Genomic DNA, 20,578 nt, shown 5'->3' with positions numbered 1-20,578 from the left:
ACGGGTATGGGAACAATCACCACGGACGATGGCACGGAGATCTTCTTCAAGGACTGGGGGAAGGGGCAGCCCATCGTCTTCAGTCACGGATGGCCGCTGTCGGCGGACGACTGGGACACGCAGCTGCTTTTCTTCCTCGGCCATGGTTACAGGGTCATCGCACACGACCGTCGCGGTCACGGACGCTCCACGCAAACGAGCGAGGGCCACGACATGGACCACTACGCCGCCGACCTGGCCGCGCTGACCTCGCACCTCGACCTGCACGACGCCATCCACGTCGGCCACTCCACCGGTGGCGGCGAGGTCGCACACTACATCGGTCAATATGGTGAGGAACGCGTTGCCAGGGCCGTGCTCATCAGCGCCGTCCCGCCGATCATGGTGCAGACGGAGGCGAACCCGGGCGGATTGCCGAAGGAGGTCTTCGACGGACTTCAGGCGCAGCTCGCCGCCAGCCGCTCGGACTTCTATCGCGCCCTGCCCTCAGGTCCCTTCTACGGCTACAACCGGCCCGGCGTCGAAGCGTCCGAGGCCGTCATCGAGAACTGGTGGCGTCAGGGCATGATGGGCGGCGCGAAAGCTCACTACGACGGCATCGTCGCCTTCTCGCAAACCGACTTCACCGAGGACCTGAAGAAGATCACCGTGCCAGTGCTCGTCATGCATGGCGACGACGACCAGATCGTTCCCTACGCGGACTCCGGACCTTTGTCGGCGAAGCTTGTGCAGAACGGCACCCTCAAGACCTACGCCGGCTTCCCGCACGGCATGCCGACAACGCAGGCGGAGACGATCAACGCTGATCTCCTGGAGTGGCTACAGAGCTGATCGATATCGAGCGAGGACGTCTCCGAGCAGTCGCACTGCGGATCGCCTTGCGGGCTATTCGGTCCCGTCCGGCGTCCTCCGTGTCGCTGTCCGCGTGGCGGCGACACCGTGGGTGGCAGGGTTCTCTCGGTCGCAGTCCGCGGGGGTATCGGTCGCGGCGCGGGTGGCGGCGATTTCGGCCTTGCGGGGTACCGTAGAATCCGCAGGCATCATCGGAAACCTATTCGACGAGACCGGCTACACCGGAGCCAGGTCGGTGAAGCGGGAGAAGTGGCCGTGGAACGCGACCGTGACCGTGCGGGTCGGACCGTTACGGTGCTTGGCCACGATGAGGTCGGCCTCACCCGCACGCGGGTTGTCCTTCTCGTAGGCGCTCTCGCGGTGCAGCAGAATGACCATGTCGGCATCCTGCTCGATCGATCCCGACTCGCGCAGGTCGCTCAGGGCGGGGAGCTTGTCTGCACGCTGCTCCGGACCACGGTTCAGCTGTGAGAGGGCGATCACCGGAACCTGCAGTTCTTTGGCCAGCAGCTTCAGCGCACGGGAGAACTCGCTGACCTCCTGCTGGCGGCTCTCGACGCGCTTGCCGCTCGTCATCAGCTGAAGGTAGTCGATGACCACCATCTTGAGGCCCACGCGCTGCTTGAGCCGGCGGCACTTCGCCCGGATCTCGACGAGGGTCATATTCGGGCTGTCATCGATGTAGAGCGGCGCGTCGTTGATGCGGCCACGGGTCGCGGCGATGGTCGTCCAGTCGCGGGAGTCGACGGTTCCCTTGCGCATGCTCTGCAGCGGTACGGATGCCTCGGCCGATAGCAGACGCATGGCGATCTCGCTGCGCCCCATCTCGAGGGAGAAGAAGATGGTGGGCATGTCGCTGCCGATGGCGGCGGCGCGCGCGAAGTCGAGGGCGAGCGTCGACTTTCCCAGGGCGGGGCGAGCGGCGACGATGATCATCTGGCCGGGGTGGAAGCCGTTCGTGAGCTCGTCGAGGTCCGCGAAGCCGGTGGGGACGCCCGTCATGCGGCCGTCGGTGTGCTTCGCGGCCTCGATCTCATCGATCGCCACGGTCACGGCCTCGGTCAGCGGAACGTAGTCTTCGCTCTCGGTGCTTCCCGTGACGGAGTAGATCTCGGCCTGTGCGGTGTTGACCAGGTCGAGCGGTTCACCCTCGCCGGCGTATCCCATCTGCACGATGCGCGTGCCGGCCTCGACCAGCCGTCGCAGCAACGCCCGCTCGGCCACGATCTCGGCGTAGTAGCCCGCGTTGGCGGCCGTCGGAACGACGCCGGTGAGGGTGTGGAGGTAGTCCGCACCGCCCGCGCGGGAGAGGTCGCCGTTCTTTGTGAGCTCGTCGGTGACCGCGATCACGTCGGTGGGCTCGCCGTGCGAGTAGAGGGTGAGAATCGCGTCGAAGATGATCTCGTGCTTGGGAACGTAGAAATCCCCGCCGCGTAGCGTCTCGACGACATCGGCGACGGCGTCTTTGGAGAGCAGCATGCCTCCCAGGGCGCTCTGCTCGGCGAGCAGGTCGTGCGGCGGAGTGCGCTCACCCGTCGGGCTCGGCGCATCCCACGGATCTGCCAACCCCAGCTGCGCGATCGACACTCTGCACTACCTTCCGCATGAAGCGCCGTAGGCGCTGAATCCCCGCGAGAGACCTCCCGCATGGACCCATGAAATCAGCGACGTCCGACATCGCCGGCCGGGGATCCGGCCGGCGCTCGGCGCCGACTCGGCAACCTTACGGACGTGCTCACCCGACCACAACACGGCCTGTGGATAACGCTGTGGGGAATCTGCGCGAAACGCCGGTCATCGTGTGCAAAGCCTGTGGGTACATCTGTGGACAAGAAAGAATCTTTTCGGATGAAATGTCCATTGATCAGGAATAACGACATTCCACAGTTGTGTGGGAAAAATTGTTTGTAACCTCGGGAAAGCTCCCCCTCAGCGCTTTGGAGCCTGTGCACAAAGCTGGGAAAACTCGAGCGACTCTTCGATTGCGCAATGCCCGCAAACGGGTGTATTCCGGGAGGGCCGCGCGGTTAACGCAACGTAGCGCGATGCCCGAAGGCACCGCGCTACGCGGGGGTGTCGCGCCTACTTGGCCGCGACCACCTGAAGGGTGATCGTCGCCGACAGCTCGTCGTGAAGACGAACGGTCGCCTCGTGCTCGCCGACCGACTTGATGGCGGAGGGGATCTGGATGGTGCGCTTGTCGAGCGAGCCGAGACCGGCGGTCTCGACGGCGTTGGCGACATCCGCCGTCTTCACCGAGCCGAACAGGCGGCCCTCAGAGCCCGCCTTGACGACAAGCTTGACCTTGGTGCCCTCGAGCGTGGCCTTGAGGGCCTGCGCGTCTTCGAGGGTGTGCAGGGCGCGGGCTTCGCGAGCGGACTTGATCTGCTCGACCTGCTTGGCACCGCCACGGCTCCACGCCACGGCGAAGCCCTGGGGGATGAGGTAGTTACGGGCGTAGCCGTTCTTGACCTCGACGATGTCACCGGCGGAACCGAGGCCGGTGACCTCGTGGGTGAGAATCAGTTTGGACATGTCGTGCCTCCTTAGCGGCCGCTGCCCGCGTACGGCAGCAAGGCCATCTCGCGAGCGTTCTTGACGGCACGGGCGATGAGGCGCTGCTCCTGAACGGAGACGCCGGTGATGCGACGGGCACGGATCTTTCCGCGCTCGGAGACGAACTTGCGAAGGGTCGCGACATCCTTGTAGTCGATGACGCCAACGCGGATGCTCTTGGCGGGGGCGGCGTTCTTGCCCTTACCTCCGCGGAGCGGCTTGCGGCGGTCGCCGCTGCTCTTTCCAGCCATGGTCTTTCCTTTTGAATAAGTTGTTTATGCGAAACGGATGCCCGGCATCCGTCGGCAGGCCGTGAGGCCTAGAAGGGGGTCTCGTCGTTGTAGCTGCCGGGCGTGTTCCACACGTCCGAACCGCCTGCGGCGGCCGGTGCGCTGGGCGCCCAGGGCTCGTCCGCTCCAGCTCCGCCGACCTGGCCGGCGCCGCCACGCGATCCTCCACCGGAGGAGGGCGCACGCGTCACCGAGGCGGTGGCGTAACGGAGCGAGGGGCCGATCTCGTCGATCTCGAGTTCGATGGCTGTGCGCTTCTCGCCCTCTTTGGTCTCGTACGAGCGCTGCTTGAGACGCCCGGTAGCGATGACGCGGGAGCCCTTGGTGAGCGATCCGGCGACGTGCTCGGCGAATTCACGCCAGCAGCTCGCGCGCAGGAACAGCGCTTCGCCGTCCTTCCAGTCGTTCGCGGCACGATCGAACGTGCGCGGCGTGGAAGCGATGGTGAAGTTGGCGACCGCGAGGCCTCCCTGCGTGTAGCGCAGTTCGGGATCGGCGGTGAGGTTGCCCACCACGGTGATGATCGTCTCGCCGGCCATGACGACTACGCCTTGGCCTCGACCTTGGGAGCCGCCTTCGGAGCGGCGGCCTTGCGGGCGGCCTTCTCGTCGGCGAGCTTCGCGGCGGCGGCGACCTGGGCGATCGCTTCCTCGGCACGCAGCACCTTGGTGCGCATGACGGCCTCGCTGAGCTTCAGCTGGCGGTCGAGCTCCGTGGTGGTCGCGGCCTCTGCGGTGAAGTTGACGACGGCGTAGATGCCCTCGGACTTCTTGTTGATCTCGTAAGCCAGTCGACGACGGCCCCAGATGTCGATGTTCTCGATGGTGCCACCATCGCCACGAACGACATTGAGGAACTTGTCAAGGCTCGGAGCTACGGTGCGCTCATCGATCTCGGGATCGAGGATGACCATCAACTCGTACTGATGCATGACTAACCCACCTCCTTCGGACTAAAACGGCTGCAGACTTTCCACAGCAGGAGGGTTGTGCATACGCGTCTGAGGAGGCCGCACAGCGGCACACAGACAACCTCCTGAGTCTAACGGATGCGCGAGGGGTTCGCGTACACCTCGCCCGACACCGATTCTGCGGGTCGACCGCGCAGCTGGGCGTCGCGATCCCCGAGCTGTGGAAAGCACGCGACCTGTGGAGGACGGGGCGCCCGCCTATGCGCCCGCCGCCTGTTGCTGCTGCCACCACTCACGCAGCCGCGCCTCCGCATCCGGAGGCTCGAGCGGCCCCTCGTCGAGGCGCACTTCGAGAAGGTAGCGGTAGGCGGCACCGACGAGAGGACCGGGCGAGATGCCGAGGATGGCCATGATCTGCTCGCCGTCGAGGTCGGGCCGCACAGCCGCCATCTCCTCCTGCTCGGCGAGAACGGCGATGCGCTTCTCGAGGTCGTCGTAGGCGAAGGCCAGCCGGTCGGCCTTGCGACGATTGCGGGTCGTCACGTCTGCGCGGGTGAGGATGTGCAGGCGTTCGAGCTGGTCGTCGGCGTCGCGCACGTAGCGGCGCACCGCCGAATCGGTCCAGACGCCATCGGTGTAGCCGAAGAAGCGCAGGTGCAGTTCGATGAGGCGCGAAACCGCGGAGATGGTGTCATTGTCATAGCGCAGCTCGCGCAGTCGCTTGCGTGCGAGCTTCGCGCCAACCACGTCATGGTGGTAGAAACTCACGACACCGCCGCTCTCCAGCTTGCGGGTCGCCGGCTTGCCGATGTCGTGCAGCAGCGCCGCCAGCCGCAGCACGAGGTCGGGGGAGTGCAGTACGCCTCGCGACTTCTCGTAGCCGATCGCCTGGTCCAGCACGGTGAGGCTGTGCTGGTAGACGTCCTTGTGGTGGTGGTGCTCGTCCATCTCGAGCCGCAGCGCCGGCAGCTCCGGCAGAACGATGGCCGCCAGTCCCGAGTCCACGAGCAGCTCGAGGCCGCGCCGGGGGGCATCGGTCTTCAGCAGCTTCGAGAGCTCCTCTCCGATGCGCTCCGCCGAGATGCGCCGGATGCTCGGGGCGAGTTCGAGCAGCGCCGCCTCCGTGTCGTCATCGACGAGGAAGTCGAGCTGGGCCGTGAAACGGCAGGCCCGCAGCATGCGCAGTGGGTCGTCACCGAACGAGATGAGCGGGGATGCGGGCGTGCGCAGGCGACCCTCGAGCATGTCCTCCACGCCGCCGGAGGGGTCGACCAACTGCAGGTGGGGCAGGCGGAGGGCCAGCGCGTTTACGGTGAAGTCGCGCCGCAGCAGGTCGTCCTCGAGTGATTCGCCGAACACGACGTCGGGCTTGCGACTGGCGCCGTCGTAGCTGTCGGCCCGGTAGGTGGTGATCTCGACGGTCTCACCGGCGATCTTCGCGCCGATGGTGCCGAACTGCCGTCCGATGTCCCAGTGCGCCTCGCTGATCGGGCGCACGATTTCGAGGATGCGATCGGGAACCGCATCCGTCGTGAAGTCGAGGTCGTGCGCATCGCGACCGAGGAAGGCGTCGCGAACAGGGCCGCCCACGAGGGCGAGCTCGTGGCCGGCCTTCTCGAACGCCGCTGCCAGGCGGCTGACGGCGGGTGAGGCTGCGACCTCGGCCAGTCGGGCAAGGGCCGCCGCAACGCTCTGCATGCAGTCCAGCCTACGGGCCGCCATGGAGCGTCGCACTCAGGGGGCGGATGGGCGCACGCCGTAGAATCGCCACCATGACGGCCGTGACGACCCCTGCGCCCCGGCCAGCGGTCGATCGCCGACGAAGGCCATGGACGACCCGCATCGCTTCCGCTGTCGGCGCCGCCGCGCTCGCGCTGCTCACCCTGGCCGCGCCGCCTGCCACCGCGCAGGCCGCGACGGAGAACGTCACCCTCTCCGTCGCAACCGCCTCGCCCACCCTGGCTCCCGGCCAAGACCTGCAGGTGAGCATCGCGATCACCAACGCCGGATCCGCCGGGCTCGATGCGGGTACCGTCGCGGTATCGCTGCACGCCGACCGCATCGGTACCCGTGGCGCCCTCGACGCGTGGCTGGATGGCGCCGACGAACCCGGATCAGCTGCCGCGACCGTCACGGTGCCGACGCCGCGGTTGCTCCCGGCCGGCAACGCGCTCGTGCAGGCCACCATCCCGGCCGCATCCGTCGGCCTGGATGGCAAGCCGTGGGGCGTGCACGGCATCAGTGCCGTCTACACCGCCGCAGGGGATGCGGTGGCCTCGGAACACGGAACCGTCACCTGGTATAGCGGCGAAGGCGTGGAACCGACGCCGCTCGCGGTCACGATGGCGCTGACCGCGCCGCCCGGCAGTACCGGCCTGCTGAGCGCGGAGGACCTCACCGCACTGACCCGACCCGGCGGCCTGCTGACACGCGAGCTCGACGGCGTCGTGGGCTTTCCCGCCGCCGTGGGCATCGACCCGATGATCCTCGCCTCCATCCGAGCGCTGGGCACCGCCGCGCCACCCTCGGCGACCGAATGGCTCGACCGGTTGGAGGGCCTCACCAACGAGAGCTTCGCCCTCTCCTACGCCGACGCGGATGTCGCGGCGCAGGCGCAGGCCCAACTCCCGGCGCTGCTGGGCCCCACCTCGTTCGGTTTCGCGCTCGACCCCGCAGATTTCCCGCCGCCGACGTCCGCTCCCGGCTCGCCGACCCCCACCTCGACCGTTACGCCGACCGCCACGGCCGCACCGACGAGCGTTCCGACGACTGAGCAGCTGCTGGCGTGGAACTACACCCTTCCGGGCATCGCCTGGCCGGCACAGGGCACGCTTGTTCCCGGGGACCTCGCCGCATTCACCGCGAGCGGGCTGGGAACGACGATCGTCGGAAGCGGCCAAGTGGCGGATGCCGGCTCGTCCAGCCCCCGAGCGGCGGCATCCGTCGGCGACGCGCGGGCCGCCGTCTCCGATGACCGCCTCGCACGCTCGCTCAGCCGGGCCGAGACCGCCGCGACCGATACCGACTGGCGCGCTGCGATCGACGAGGCTTCCGCCGTGCTCGCGGTGTCGTCGGGGGAGGGCTCGACAGCGCCCGTCCTGGCCGCCCTCGACCGGGGCTGGCCGCCGACCTCCACCCGGCTGCCCGAGACGCTCGGCGCCCTCACGGCGTTGCCCTGGGTCGCTCCCACCACCCTCGGCACCGCTCTCGCGGCGCCCCCCACAGCGATCGCGATCAAGGGGGAAGGCGAGTCGGCAAGCCGCGTCTCCGCCGTGAAACGCCTCATCGACGGCGAGGGGGCCGTGTCGACGTTCGCGACGGTGCTCGCCGATCCCGCCACCCTCACCGGCGATGAGCGCCTGCGCGTGCTCGGCCTGCTGGCCGTCGGTTGGTTGGCGAACGCCGGCGATTGGGATGCCGCCGTCGCGGAGCACGCGACCGCCACGGCGAACACCCTCGCCTCGGTCTCGATCGCGCAGTCGAGTGAGGTGCTGGTTCTGGGTTCGCCCGCCCACATCCCCGTCGGCGTACGCAACGACTTCAGCCAGCCGGTCACCGTGCGGGTGCAGGCCGTTCCCTCCAACGGACGACTCGTTGTCGACGACTCTGTCGAGGCAACGATCGACGCTGGCTCGAGTGCGACGGTGAAGATCCCGGTCAGCTCCCAGATCGGTAGCGGCGAAGTGGTGCTCACCATCCGGATGTTCAGCAGCACGGGCGCTCAGATCGGAAGCACGTCCTGGGTCACGGCGAACGTGCAAGCCGACTGGGAGGGGCTGGGCGCGCTGACCATCGGGGCCATCGCGGTCGTCTTCTTCGGCGTCGGAGTGTGGCGCAACATCCGCCGCCGCCGCCGCGCGCGGGCTGCTGAGGGCGTAGCGCCCGACGCTTCCCCCTCCGCGACCGAGGCGAGCACGCAGGATGCGGCGGCAGGGGTGGCGCCATCCAAGGCCGATGCGAACAGTGCGCCGGCCGACGCTGCCGCCTCTCACGAGAGGACACCGAGTGGCGACTGATATCGGGCGGGCGAGCGCATTCCTCGCCTCCGGAACGATCGTCTCGCGGGTACTGGGCTTCGCAAAGGTCGCCGTCTTCGGTTGGGTCATCGGCCAGCAGGGCCAGGCGACGGATGCGTTCACCGTCGCCAACCAGCTGCCGAACACCGTGTACGTCATCGTCGCCGGCGGCGTGCTCACGGCCGTGCTCGTGCCGCAGATCGTGCGCTCCGCGCTGCACGATGACGGCGGAGCCGCCTACGTGAACAAACTGCTCACCGTCGCGCTCGTCATCCTCGCCGGCGCCGCGATTGCGGCAACCCTGCTCGCGGCACCGCTGACGACGCTCGTCGGCGGCTCCTTCCGCAACCCCGGCCAGTTGGACCTCGCGATCGCCTTCGCCTACTGGTGCATGCCGCAGATCTTCTTCTACGGCCTCTACACGGTGCTCGGCGAGGTGCTGAACGCCCGCAAGTCCTTCGGACCGTTCACGTGGGTGCCGGTGCTGAACAACGTCGTCGCCATCGGCGGGCTCATCCTGTTCGCCGTGCTCTTCGGCGGCGACAGCGGTGAGCTCGCGGCCGTGGACTACACCGGTTCCATGATCGCCGTGCTCGCCGGAAGCGCCACCCTCGGAGTCGTGGTGCAGGCCGTATCCCTGTTCTACTTCTGGCGGCGCATCGGCCTGCGATTCCGGCCGGACTTCCGCTGGCGAGGTGTCGGTCTCGGCATGACCGGTCGCCTGGCTGGCTGGACGTTCGGGATGCTGTTGCTCACGACCATCGCCGGAATCGTCGAGACCCGGGTGGTGTCGGCGGCATCCGGAAGCGACGCCTCGGCAACCATGCTGAGCACCGCCTGGCTCGTCTTCATGCTGCCGCACTCCGTGATCACGGTGTCGATCGCGACCGCCTACTTCACGCGCATGGCCGAGCACGTGAATGCTAACCGCATCAACGAGTTACGCGTCGACGTGTCCGCGGCCATCCGCGGCATCACCGTCATCATCACCCTCGCGGCCGCCGTGATAGCGGTCGTGGCCTATCCGTTCTCACGCATCTTCATCCTGAAGGGCCATTTCGATCAGGTGCAGTCACTCGGCAACGTGATCATCGCCTACGTTCTCGGGCTCGTCGCCTTCTGCATCCTCTTCGTCATACAGCGGGCCTTCTACGCACTCAGTGACACCCGCACCCCCTTCTTCTTCACCCTGGCGCAGGTCGTCGTCGTCATCGTGGGCGTCGCACTGTGCAGCCTGTTGCCGCTGCAGTGGATCGCCTTCGGCGTCGCCCTCGTGGTGACGATCGCCGGAATCATCCAGCTCGCGATCGCCGCCGTGCTGCTGCGCGGCCGACTCGGCGGACTCGATGGGCGCCGCATCGCCCTGAGCCTCGCGAAGGATGCCGCGGCCGTGGTTGCGCCGCTCGTCGCCGGAATCACCCTGCTCATGCTTCTTGGAGGCACCCACGAGGGCGGCTTCGCGGTGTCGGGTATCGTGCCGGCGATCCTCTCCATGGCGCTCATCGGCGCCGTCATGGCGGTCCTGTACGTGTGTGGGCTATGGCTGGTGCGTTCCGCCGAGCTGCGCACGGTCGTCGAACCCCTTCTCGCCCGCGTGCGCGGCCGCTGAGGCGGCCCCCCATCGACGCGCGGGCATCCGTTCTCGGGAACGCTCCGAACACCCTCTGAGCGCAGGAATAGGCGCCACGTACACTGTGTTGTATCGGTCAGCGAGGCGCCTGGACTGGGCGCCGCAGCTGCGTCTTCCAAGGAGTACACGTGCGTCAGGTCATCATCATCGGCTCCGGCCCTGCGGGTCTCACCGCCGCCATCTACGCGGCACGCGCGCAGTTGGAGCCCCTGCTCATCGCCAGCTCCGTCGAGGCCGGCGGCGAATTGATGAACACGACCGAGGTCGAGAACTTCCCCGGATTCCCCTCCGGCATCCAGGGCCCCGAGCTGATGATGCAGATGCAGCAGCAGGCGGAGCGGTTCGGAACCGAGGTCGTCTACGACGACGTCGTGCGCCTCGAGCTCGACGGTGACATCAAGAAGGTCACTCTCGGCTCCGGCGTCACTCACGAGGCGCGATCCGTCATCTTCGCGACCGGATCGGCGTACCGCAAGCTCGGCCTCGATGACGAGGAGCGCCTCTCTGGCCACGGCGTCTCCTGGTGTGCGACCTGCGACGGCTTCTTCTTCAAGGAGAAGGTGATCGCCGTCGTCGGTGGTGGCGACTCGGCGATGGAGGAGGCGACCTTCCTCACCCGCTTCGGCTCGAAGGTGGTCGTGATCCACCGCAAGGACTCGCTGCGCGCCTCCAAGATCATGCAGGAGCGCGCGTTCAACGACCCCAAGATCGAGTTCGTCTGGAACAGCGAGGTCGTGGGCATCAACGGTACGGATGCGGTCTCCAGCCTCACGCTGCGCAACACGGTCGACGGCACCCAGAGCACGCTCGACGTCGACGGCCTGTTCATCGCCATCGGCAACGACCCGCGCACGCACCTCGTTCACGGCCAGCTCGAGCTCACCTCCGAGGGAACCATCGCCGTGCAGGGCCGTTCCTCGAAAACCTCTCTCACCGGCGTTTTCGCCGCCGGTGACGTGATCGACCCGCACTACCGCCAGGCGGTCACCGCCGCCGGATCCGGCACGGTGGCTGCGCTGGACGCCGAACAGTACCTGGCCGCCCTCGACGCCGACCAGTCGCCGGCCGAGGTCGACGAAGTACTCGTAACGGTCTGACAAGAACTCACGTGGACTGAAGAGCCACGTGTCCGCAATCTGACGAAGGAGAAGAAACCATGACTGCACGTGCCGTCACCGAGAGCACTTTCGAGCAGGAGGTGCTGAAGAGCGACAAGACGGTGCTCGTCGACTTCTGGGCCGAATGGTGTGGCCCGTGTCGCGCGGTGAGCCCCATCCTCGACCAGATCGCCACCGAGCACTCCGACAAGCTCGACATCGTGAAGGTCAATGTGGACGAGAACCCCCAGCTCGCCATGAAGTACCAGATCACCTCCATCCCCGCGATGAAGGTCTACAAGGGCGGCGAGGTCGTGAAGACCGTCATCGGCGCGAAGCCGAAGCCCGCCCTCGAAGCCGACCTGGCCGCCTACCTCTCGTAGCCGGCACCCTGGTCGAACCCCAGAACCCGCCCGGCACACGCCGGGCGGGTTTTTCGTATCTGCCCGCCCCGTAGCATGGAACTCTCAGAGAACGGACCTCTCCCAGTGACCGAACAGCAGCAGACCGGCAACAACCTCGACCCGTGGTTCCACCACTACGCCGAGCGAGCCGCCGGACTGCGCGCCAGCGAGGTGCGCGCGCTGTTCGCGGTGGCCTCCCGGCCTGAGGTGGTCTCCCTCGCCGGTGGCATGCCGTTCGTCTCAGCGCTGCCCGAGGACCTCATCCGCTCGGCACTCGACGATGTCATGACCCTCGAAGGCCCGGCTGCGCTGCAGTACGGCTCCGGCCAAGGCGTTCCCAAGCTGAGGGAGCAGATCCTCGAGGTCATGGCACTCGAGGGAATTCGCGCGAACGCGGACGACGTCGTCGTGACGACCGGTTCACAGCACGCCCTCGAGCTCGTCAGCAAGCTCTTCCTCGATCCCGGCGACGTCGTGCTGGCGGAGGGACCTTCCTATGTGACCGCCATGGTCATCTTCCGCTCGTACCAGGCCGACATCGACCACGTTCCCATGGACGAGAACGGGATCATCCCCGAAGCGCTGCGCGAGCACATCGCGCGCTTGAAAGCACAGGGACGCACACTCAAGCTGCTCTACACCATCCCGAGCTTTCACAACCCAGCCGGTGTGACCCTCAGCTGGGAGCGGCGACAGGAGGTGCTGCAGATCGCGCGCGAGAACCACATCCTCGTGCTCGAAGACAATCCCTACGGACTGCTGTATTTCGACCGGCCTGCGCCCGACGCCATTCGCTCCCTGGACGAAGACGGGGTCATCTACCTGGGCACCTTCTCGAAGACCCTTGCACCCGGCTTCCGCACGGGCTGGGCGCTCGCACCCCACGCCATCCGCGAGAAGCTCGTGCTCGCCAATGAGGCCGCGGTGCTTTCGCCGAGCTCCTTCAGTCAGCTCGTCATTTCGCGCTACCTGGAACGGGCCGACTGGCGCGCGCAGATCGATACCTTCAGGGGCGTCTATCGTGAGCGCAAAGAGGCGATGATCTCCGCACTCGAGGAGTACCTGCCGCAGTTGAGCTGGACGAATCCCCACGGTGGTTTCTACGTCTGGGTCACGATGCCTGAACCCCTCGACTCGAAGGCCATGCTTCCCCGCGCGGTCACGGAACTCGTCGCCTACACACCCGGCACCGCGTTCTATGGCGACGGCGGGGGACATCAGAACATCAGGCTGTCGTTCTGCTATCCCACGCCCTCCCAGATTCGTCTGGGAGTGCGCCGGCTCGCCAACGTGCTCAATGAGGAACTCGAGATCATCGACACTTTCGCGGGAACAGGCACCTTGTTCTCCCGACTCCCATCGACGCGTATCAGCTCGCCGCCCACCGACCTCTCCTAGGGAGCCTTCCTGCCATGACCGCACCCAGCCTCCTCGACATCGTCGTGCTCGCCGGTGGAATCTCCCACGAACGCGAGGTGTCCCTGCGCAGCGGCCGACGCGTCGCCGACGCCCTGAGCGCACGCGGCCATCGAGTACGCATCGTGGACCCGGACTCGAGTCTGTTCTCAGGGTTGTCCGAGCACCGCCCCGACGTCATCTGGCCGGTCCTGCACGGATCCACCGGTGAAGACGGCGCGCTGCTCTCACTGCTGGAGACGACCGGCATCCCCTTCGTCGGCGCCCGGGGCGACGACGCCGGTCTGGCGTGGCTGAAGCCGGTGGCGAAAGCACTCGTACGCCGTGCGGGCATCGCCACACCCGATTCGATCACCCTTGGGCGCGAGACGTTCCGGGACCTCGGCGCGGCGGACGTACTCGCCCGTGTTCTCGAGGTGCTTCCGGTTCCCGTCGTCGTCAAGCCGTCTGAAGGCGGTTCGGCGCAGGGCGTCTCGATCGTCCGCGACGCAACGGAGCTTCCGCGCGCGATGGTCGAGGCCTACAGCTACTCCGAGATCGCCGTGATCGAACGACTCGTCGAGGGTACCGAGGTCGCCATCGGCGTTGTCGACACCGGGGACGGTCCCTACGCGCTTCCCGCGGTCGAGATCGAGCCGTTGGGTGAGGTCTACAGCTTCGACGCCCGCTACAACGCGGGGGAGACCCTGTTCTACACGCCCGCCCGCGTCACAGCTGAGGTCGCAACCACACTCGCTGACACCGCCGTGCGCGTTCACGAGTTGCTGCAGCTTCGCCACCTCTCTCGGATCGACCTGATCATCGACGAGTCCGGCGTCGCCTGGTTCCTCGAGGCCAATGTTCTTCCGGGACTCACGGAGACATCGCTCGTGCCTCAGGCGATCGAGGCGGCCGGCTCCACGCTTGACGAGCTGTACTCGGCGATCGCGGTGGCCGCCGCGTCGGGTGCGGTGAAGTAGGCCCGCGGACTCGAACCCTTCGGCAAGCTCAGGGACCGGGCTCGTCTGGGCCGCAACGTTTCACGTGAAACCACCACGCTGTTCGCTGAGCCGGTCGAAGCGTCGCGACCCATAGGTGGTCCGGGCCCTTCGACAAGCTCAGGGACCGGCTCCTCGGGGAACCGCGGTTTCATGTGAAACGACCTCCCTGTTCGCGGAGCCTGTCGAAGCGTCGCGACCCATGGGTGGTCCGGGCCCTTCGACAAGCTCAGGGACCGGGTTCCTCAGGACCGCAACGTTTCACGTGAAACCACCACACTGTTCGCTGATCCTGTCGAAGCGTCGCAACCCATGGGTGGTCCAAGCCCGTCGACAAGCTCAGGGACCGGCTACTCAGGACCCGGCCGTTTCACGTGAAACGACCACCCTGTTCGCGGAGCCTGTCGAAGCGTCGCGACCCATAGGTGGTCCGGGCCCTTCGACAAGCTCAGGGACCGGGCTCCTCAGGACCCGGCCGTTTCACGGGAAAGACCACACTGTTCGCTGAGCTGTCGAAGCGCAGCGACCCATAGGTGGTCTGGGCCCTTCGGCAAGCTCAGGGATCGGGCTCGTCTGGGCCGCAACGTTTCACGTGAAACACCCCCACCGTCCGCTCAGCCGGTAGAAGCGTCGCGACCCATAGGTGGTCCAGGCCCTTCGACAAGCTCAGGGACCGCAACGTTTCACGTGAAACGACCGCGCTGTTCGCTGAGCCTGCCGAAGCGTTGCCTCAGCCCGGGAAGTTCGACTCGCCCATCTCCTGCAGGATGCGATTCAGGTCCTGAATCGTGGCGAAGTCGATACTGATCTGGCCCTTACGCGCACCGAGGGTGATGCGCACCCGGGTGTTCAGCCGGTCGCCCAAGCGCTCGGCGATCTCGTCGAGGTGACCACGGTGCTTCCCAGCACTCGGCTTCACCTTGGCCGGTCGCGGCGACGACGTCGCGACCGCCTCCGCCTCACGCACCGACAACTCCTCGTTGACGATCTTGTCGGCGAGGTGAAGCATGGCATTGCTGTCGCCGCCGAGCGAGAGGATGGCGCGCGCATGTCCGGCGGAGAGAACACCGGCGGCAACACGTACCTGGACCGGCTCGGGTAACTTGAGCAGGCGTAGCGTATTCGACACCTGCGGACGCGACCGACCGATGCGGCCGGCGAGTTCTTCCTGCGTGATGCCGAAGTCGCTCAGCAACTGCTGGTACGCAGAAGCCTCTTCGAGGGGGTTGAGGTTGGAGCGGTGCAGGTTCTCGAGCAGCGCGTCGCGCAGCATGTTCTCATCGGCCGTGTCTTTGATGACCGCGGGGATGGTGTCGAGTCCGACTTGCTTCGTCGCCCGCAGACGACGCTCGCCCATGATGAGCTCGTACTTGCCGGGCTGTTCAGCGTGCGGACGCACGACGATCGGCTGCAGCACTCCGAACTCCCGCACGCTGTGCACGAGTTCGGCCAAGTCGTCGGGATCGAACACGGTGCGGGGCTGCACGGCGTTCGGAACGATGTCGTCGGGGCTGAGGTGAGCGAGGCGGGCGCCGGGAACAGCGACGAGATCATCCTGGCCATCGTTCTGCTCCGGGGGAGTGTCACCGCCAGGGAAGAAGACGTCAACCGGTCGTGATCGGCGCTCTTCGTCACCGGTGCTCGGATCTCCACTGGGGATCAATGCACCGATTCCGCGTCCCAGACCAGTTCGCTTCGCCATCAACGACGACCTCCTTCGAAGACAGGCACTCCACGGCGAGCGATCTCCGCCGCCGCCTCCAGGTATGACAATGAGCCCGACGATGTGGGGTCGTATCCGATCACGCTCTGGCCATAGCTTGGGGCCTCGGAAACCCGCACTGACCGGGGAATGATCGTCTTCAGCACCTGCTCGGGGAAGTGATCGCGAACATCTTGCGCCACTTGGTTCGCCAGGTTGGTGCGACCGTCGTACATTGTCAGCAGAATCGTCGAGACCTTCAGGTCGGGATTGAGGTGCTTCTCGATGAGTTCGATGTTCTTGAGCAGTTGGCTCAGCCCCTCGAGCGCGTAGTACTCGCACTGAATCGGGATGAGCACCTCGGTGGCCGCAACGAACGCATTGATGGTCAACAGCCCGAGCGACGGCGGGCAGTCGATGAAGACGTAGTCATACGGATCGCTCAACTGCTTGAGGTGGTCCTCCAACGCTCGACGCAGGCGCTGTTCGCGTGCGACGAGTGACACCAACTCGATCTCGGCGCCCGCAAGATGGATCGTGGCGGGAACACAGTAGAGCTCGCCGGCTTCTGGGCTGGGCTGCACCACATCGGCGAGGTCGACCTCTCCGATGATCACGTCGTACACGCTCACGGTGTCGGCTCGGTGCTCGACCCCGAGCGCGGTGGAGGCGTTGCCCTGGGGATCCAAATCGATCACCAGAACCTTCGCGCCGGCCAGCGCCAGAGCAGCCGCCAGGTTCACCGTGGTCGTCGTCTTGCCGACGCCACCCTTCTGGTTGGAGATCGTCAGCACCCGCGTACGTTCAGGAAGGGGAAGTGGAGAAGAGGTGAGCGCCTGGCGACGCCGTGTGATGTCCGCGACCTCGCGGGCGAGCGGTGTCTCGGCCTCGTCGAACGCGGCCGGGTCGATGGCTTCGTCAGACCCCAGCTCATCCCGCACCACAGCGCCGGCCTCGCTTTCTGAAACCGAGAGGACAGCAAGGACGTCCGCGTCGGCGTCTTCCTCTGGATGTTTCACGTGAAACGCCTCATCTTGCGCGGAATCTGACGGCACCTCGGCCGCTGCGACCTGCTCGGCAGAATCATGCGAATGCTGGTCATCGGCGAGCGAGGTCACGGCCGGCACAACGCTCGCCTCGGCAGCCGGCGGGGCATCGCTGACGGAATCCTCGGGTACGGTCGATGCGGGGGATTCCCTCTGCGCGGCGCGACTCTCGTCGCTCTCACGCCGGTGGAACCAGCCGCGACGGGTGTCATTCGACATCTGCAGAGAACTCCTAGTTCGCAATCCGAGGGTTATCCATCTCACACGGAGAGGATGCAGGCTCCGGCGATCGTGTGGGCCACCACCGCAGTGCTTGGGGAGAATCATGCTCCCCAGATGCGGCTGTGGAGGGCTAATCCACTGTAGCCCGAACCACCCTGGTCACTTCGCCCAGCACGCCCTCGCCAAGCACCAATACCTCGAGATCGACGAGATGGTTCTTCCGGATGACCTTCTCCGCTGCCTCGATCTCACGCTCCACGCTCGCGCCCTTCATGAGCAGAAGCTCGCCGCCGGTTCTGACGAGCGGAACGGTGAGGGGAATCAAGGTGCGCAGCGCACTGACGGCACGGGCGGTCACCTGGTCGAGCAGGGGAGTGATCCGCGCTTCCTCGGCGCGGGCGCGCACCACCGTGACGTTCTCGAGGCCCAACTCCGCGGCTTGGCTCTCGAGCCACGCGACCCGGCGCTCCATCGGTTCGATCAGCACCATCGAGACGTCAGGTCGTGCAATCGCGAGCACCAGACCTGGTAAACCTGCTCCGCTACCGATGTCCCCGACCCGTCCGGGACGCAGGAGCGGCGCCATGATGGCGCAGTTCAGGATGTGCCGACTCCACAATCGCGGCAGCTCCAAGGGCCCGATCAGACCGAGCTCCTCGCCATGGGTTGCGAGGTTGGACGTGAACGCCCTGGCCTGATCGATCCGGTCACCGAAGAGCCCCGCCGCCGCGGCGGGTTCTGGTTCAAGCGGGACGGCGCCAGTTTCGTCAGACACGAGATGTTTCACGTGAAACGTGCGTCAGGAGGCGGTGATGACGGTGTGCCGCTCGGCACCCTCACCGCGCGATTCTGAGGCATAACCGCGTTCGGCGACCACATCATGGACCAGCTTGCGCTCATACGACGACATGGCGGGAAGGGCCGCTTCCGACGCTCCGTCCGTCAATCGCGCGATCGCGTGGTCGACGAGAGCGGCCAACTCCGACTTGCGGGCGTCGCGCGACCCGCCGATGTCGAGGATGAGACGGGAGAACGTGCCGGTCTTGGTCTGGACGGCAAGGCGCGTGAGCTCCTGCAGAGCGTTCACGACGTCGGCCTTCGCCAGCACCCGAAGGTTGGTTCCATCATCGGCGTTCACCGAGACATAGGCGCGTCCGTTTCGCGCATCGATGTCGATGTCGCCATCGATGTCGCAGATGTCGAGGAGTTCCTCGATGTAGTCGGCGGCGACATCGCCTTCCTGCTCGAGTTGGTCGCGGGTCGGCGTTGCGTTCTCGATCTGAGCGTCGGTCATGGTCCTACTTCTTCTCGCCATCTGACGTGGTGTTCGAGCTGGGTTTCTCGACCGGCTCGGTTGACGCCCGAGGCGCCTGCTGCGGCCGCTGCTGGGCTGGTCCCTTGGGAGCCTGCTTCTTCGCCCGGTTCTTGCTCACCGGCTGCTGACGCTGCGCGGGCTTCTTCTCCTCGACAACGACGACCTGGGTGTCGGGCGTCACGAGCTTGCCCTTGCGCGCGAGGCGCGCCTCGCGCGCCTTCGCCGCATCGCTACCGGGCGTGGGCATGTTGCGGATCACGAGGAACTGCTGAACCATCGTCCAGATGTTCGTCGTGAGCCAGTAGAACATCACGCCGAGGGGGAACGCGATACCCGAGAAGGCGAAGACGAGGGGGAGCAGGTACAGCAGAATGCGCTGCTGACGGAACATGGGGCTCGCCTTGGTCTCCGGCGACATGTTCTTCGAGACGATCTGCAGCTGAGTGATGAACTGTGACGCGGTCATCAGCACGACCATCGTTGCGGCGATCCACATCACCGCGGCATTGAAGGGCTGGCCGGCGGTCATCAGGGTCCACTGCGAGGCGAAGGAGTCATGCAGGGGAGCGACGCCGAACAGCGACGCGTTTCCGAACAGGTCCGACAGCTGTTGGTTCAGCGGGCCCACACCCGCCTTCTTGTGCTGGGCGTCGTTGAGCACCGAGAAGAGGGCGAAGAAGATGGGGGCCTGGATGAGCAGCGGCAGGCAGCTCGACAGGGGGTTGGTACCGGTGCGCTTGTAGAGCGCCATGGTCTCGCGCGACATCGCCTCGCGGGAGAACTGGTCCTTCTTGCCCTTGTACTTGTCCTGGATCTTCTTCAGCTGCGGCGCGACCTCGAGCATGCGGCGCTGGTTCTTGATCTGCCGGACGAACAGCGGGATGAGTGCGGCTCGCACGACGAGCACGAGACCGACGATCGAGAGCACCCACGTGATTCCCGCCGCGGGGTCGAGGCCGAAGGCCGAGAAGACCCAGTGCCAGCCAACGAGCAGCAGCTCGACGACCCACTTCAGTGGCCAGAGTAATGTTCCGAAGAGGTCCATCGTGTGGTGTCAGCCCTTTCCTTGGCCTGCAACAACAAATCCGAATTGAGTCAGCCGATACCCTCGGTCACGGCCCTGCGGCACGTCATCGATGCCGCCTTCCGCCCACGGGTGGCAGCGGGCGATGCGCCAGAGACCCAGGGCTGATCCGACGATGAGTCCACGCGCCTGGATCGCCTGCAGTGTATACGCCGAACATGAGGGGTAATACCGGCAGACGTCGCCGTACAGGGGGGAGATGACGGCGCGATATCCGCGAAGCAGCACCACCGCGACATTCCGCGGAAGCAGGAGCGCCAGTCTGAGGATCCTCACACTGCACCCCTGTTCACCGCATCGACGACTTCGTCGTGAAGGGCGTCCCACGATGCCTCGTACGCACCAGGAAGGGCACGGATGACGACATCCGTGCCCTGTCTCGCCATACCGACCATCTCGAAGCTCGCCGCCTTGAGCCGGCGACGCACGAGATTGCGGCGAGTGGCGGAGCCCACGTTCTTGGCGACGATGAAGCCGAAGCGAACCGAGTCGGTCGATGGGTTCGGCCTGACGTAGGTCACGGTGTGCGCGGCGACGAAACGTCGGCCACGCCGCACCGCCAGACGGTAGTCGGTGCCATCGGTGACACGATTCGCCCTGGCGAGCACCGCAGTGCTTAAGCGGAGAGCTCGGTGCGTCCCTTGCGGCGACGTGCGGAAAGGATCGCGCGGCCGGCGCGGGTGCGCATGCGCAGACGGAAGCCGTGCACCTTGGCACGACGGCGGTTGTTCGGCTGGAACGTTCTCTTGCTCATTGTCTGATCTCCAGGTATTGGATCTCCACGCACCATGAATCGCACGGCCGGGAAGGCAGGGGAGAGCCCTCGGGCTCATCGTCAACTGATTAAACCTAGGGCCTTCCCCCGCGAGGGTCAAACCGGAAGCCATCAGAACAGACGATTCTCCCCATTCTCGGAGCTTTGGGGTGATCGACACGCCGCACTCGCCAGAGAGATTTGATCGACGGATGCGCCCCCACTACCGTGTGGAGGAAGTTATCCCCAGCTTTGGGTGCACGAAAGCTGGAAATCCGCCGGTATTGCACACAGGCAGTGGATAACT

The 20,578-nt window shown here is 66.2% G+C and carries 21 protein-coding genes; 7 read left to right on the top strand and 14 right to left on the bottom strand.

Annotation, left to right across the window (positions count from 1 at the left end; translation table 11 throughout):
- Nucleotides 1-6: 6 nt before the first annotated feature.
- Nucleotides 7-831, top strand: a complete 825-nt coding sequence (locus WDJ51_RS13185) for an alpha/beta fold hydrolase (RefSeq protein WP_337852927.1) — start codon at nt 7-9, stop codon at nt 829-831.
- 237 nt (nt 832-1,068) lie between these two features.
- Here the strand turns inward: WDJ51_RS13185 and dnaB are convergent, their stop codons facing one another.
- From dnaB to WDJ51_RS13155, 6 genes are all read right to left on the bottom strand, one after another.
- Nucleotides 1,069-2,439, bottom strand: a complete 1,371-nt coding sequence (dnaB, locus tag WDJ51_RS13180; RefSeq protein ID WP_337852926.1) for a replicative DNA helicase — start codon at nt 2,437-2,439, stop codon at nt 1,069-1,071.
- A gap of 495 nt (nt 2,440-2,934) precedes the next feature.
- Nucleotides 2,935-3,387, bottom strand: coding sequence for a 50S ribosomal protein L9 (rplI, locus tag WDJ51_RS13175; protein WP_337852925.1), 453 nt, complete (start codon nt 3,385-3,387; stop codon nt 2,935-2,937).
- 11 nt (nt 3,388-3,398) lie between these two features.
- Nucleotides 3,399-3,659 carry a 30S ribosomal protein S18 gene (gene rpsR / locus WDJ51_RS13170; RefSeq protein ID WP_337852924.1) on the bottom strand — a complete coding sequence of 87 codons (261 nt, stop codon included), beginning with the start codon at nt 3,657-3,659 and terminating at the stop codon, nt 3,399-3,401.
- Nucleotides 3,660-3,727: 68 nt separating this feature from the next.
- Entirely contained in the window at nt 3,728-4,237 is a 510-nt protein-coding gene (locus tag WDJ51_RS13165) for a single-stranded DNA-binding protein (protein ID WP_337852923.1), read from the bottom strand.
- Nucleotides 4,238-4,242: 5 nt separating this feature from the next.
- Nucleotides 4,243-4,629, bottom strand: coding sequence for a 30S ribosomal protein S6 (gene rpsF / locus WDJ51_RS13160; RefSeq protein WP_337852922.1), 387 nt, complete (start codon nt 4,627-4,629; stop codon nt 4,243-4,245).
- A gap of 237 nt (nt 4,630-4,866) precedes the next feature.
- Complete coding sequence (locus WDJ51_RS13155) at nt 4,867-6,306, bottom strand: CCA tRNA nucleotidyltransferase (RefSeq protein ID WP_337852921.1); 1,440 nt, start codon at nt 6,304-6,306, stop codon at nt 4,867-4,869.
- A gap of 74 nt (nt 6,307-6,380) precedes the next feature.
- Between WDJ51_RS13155 and WDJ51_RS13150 the strand changes: the two genes are divergently transcribed.
- The 6 genes from WDJ51_RS13150 (at nt 6,381) to WDJ51_RS13125 (ending at nt 14,130) form a co-directional block, all read left to right on the top strand.
- Nucleotides 6,381-8,624: a DUF6049 family protein gene (locus WDJ51_RS13150; RefSeq protein ID WP_337852920.1), complete on the top strand. Its 2,244-nt coding sequence runs from the start codon at nt 6,381-6,383 to the stop codon at nt 8,622-8,624.
- Nucleotides 8,614-10,233, top strand: a complete 1,620-nt coding sequence (gene murJ, locus WDJ51_RS13145) for a murein biosynthesis integral membrane protein MurJ (RefSeq protein ID WP_337852919.1) — start codon at nt 8,614-8,616, stop codon at nt 10,231-10,233. The genes WDJ51_RS13150 and murJ overlap by 11 nt, the downstream gene beginning before the upstream one ends.
- 149 nt (nt 10,234-10,382) lie before the next feature.
- On the top strand, nt 10,383-11,351 hold the full coding sequence (trxB, locus tag WDJ51_RS13140; protein ID WP_337852918.1) for a thioredoxin-disulfide reductase: 969 nt from the start codon (nt 10,383-10,385) through the stop codon (nt 11,349-11,351).
- 59 nt (nt 11,352-11,410) lie between these two features.
- A complete protein-coding gene (gene trxA / locus WDJ51_RS13135; protein ID WP_337852917.1) occupies nt 11,411-11,734 on the top strand; it encodes a thioredoxin in 324 nt (107 codons plus the stop codon).
- Nucleotides 11,735-11,809: 75 nt separating this feature from the next.
- Nucleotides 11,810-13,153: an aminotransferase-like domain-containing protein gene (locus tag WDJ51_RS13130; protein WP_443218497.1), complete on the top strand. Its 1,344-nt coding sequence runs from the start codon at nt 11,810-11,812 to the stop codon at nt 13,151-13,153.
- A 14-nt stretch (nt 13,154-13,167) separates the two neighbouring features.
- On the top strand, nt 13,168-14,130 hold the full coding sequence (locus tag WDJ51_RS13125; protein WP_337852915.1) for a D-alanine--D-alanine ligase family protein: 963 nt from the start codon (nt 13,168-13,170) through the stop codon (nt 14,128-14,130).
- Between the two features lie 748 nt (nt 14,131-14,878).
- Here WDJ51_RS13125 and WDJ51_RS13120 read toward each other — a convergent pair.
- The 8 genes from WDJ51_RS13120 to rpmH all read right to left on the bottom strand — a co-directional run bounded on the left by WDJ51_RS13120 (nt 14,879) and on the right by rpmH (nt 20,271).
- On the bottom strand, nt 14,879-15,850 hold the full coding sequence (locus WDJ51_RS13120; RefSeq protein WP_337852914.1) for a ParB/RepB/Spo0J family partition protein: 972 nt from the start codon (nt 15,848-15,850) through the stop codon (nt 14,879-14,881).
- Nucleotides 15,850-16,791: a ParA family protein gene (locus WDJ51_RS13115; RefSeq protein ID WP_443218501.1), complete on the bottom strand. Its 942-nt coding sequence runs from the start codon at nt 16,789-16,791 to the stop codon at nt 15,850-15,852. Before WDJ51_RS13115 ends, WDJ51_RS13120 begins: the two co-directional genes overlap by 1 nt.
- 457 nt (nt 16,792-17,248) lie before the next feature.
- On the bottom strand, nt 17,249-17,893 hold the full coding sequence (gene rsmG, locus WDJ51_RS13110; protein WP_337852913.1) for a 16S rRNA (guanine(527)-N(7))-methyltransferase RsmG: 645 nt from the start codon (nt 17,891-17,893) through the stop codon (nt 17,249-17,251).
- Between the two features lie 24 nt (nt 17,894-17,917).
- Nucleotides 17,918-18,412, bottom strand: coding sequence for a Jag family protein (locus WDJ51_RS13105; RefSeq protein WP_337852912.1), 495 nt, complete (start codon nt 18,410-18,412; stop codon nt 17,918-17,920).
- Nucleotides 18,413-18,416: 4 nt separating this feature from the next.
- A complete protein-coding gene (gene yidC, locus WDJ51_RS13100; protein WP_337852911.1) occupies nt 18,417-19,478 on the bottom strand; it encodes a membrane protein insertase YidC in 1,062 nt (353 codons plus the stop codon).
- A 9-nt stretch (nt 19,479-19,487) separates the two neighbouring features.
- A complete protein-coding gene (yidD, locus tag WDJ51_RS13095; protein WP_337853065.1) occupies nt 19,488-19,745 on the bottom strand; it encodes a membrane protein insertion efficiency factor YidD in 258 nt (85 codons plus the stop codon).
- Nucleotides 19,746-19,789: 44 nt separating this feature from the next.
- Entirely contained in the window at nt 19,790-20,125 is a 336-nt protein-coding gene (rnpA, locus tag WDJ51_RS13090; protein WP_337852910.1) for a ribonuclease P protein component, read from the bottom strand.
- Between the two features lie 8 nt (nt 20,126-20,133).
- Complete coding sequence (rpmH, locus tag WDJ51_RS13085) at nt 20,134-20,271, bottom strand: 50S ribosomal protein L34 (protein WP_022895130.1); 138 nt, start codon at nt 20,269-20,271, stop codon at nt 20,134-20,136.
- Between the last annotated feature and the right edge of the window lie 307 nt (nt 20,272-20,578).

This window comes from Rathayibacter sp. YIM 133350 (genome assembly GCF_037404875.1).
Classification (GTDB): Bacteria; Actinomycetota; Actinomycetes; order Actinomycetales; family Microbacteriaceae; genus Orlajensenia.
The sequence above is the reverse complement of the archived record's forward strand: the minus strand, read 5'-3'. Positions and strand labels throughout refer to the sequence as shown.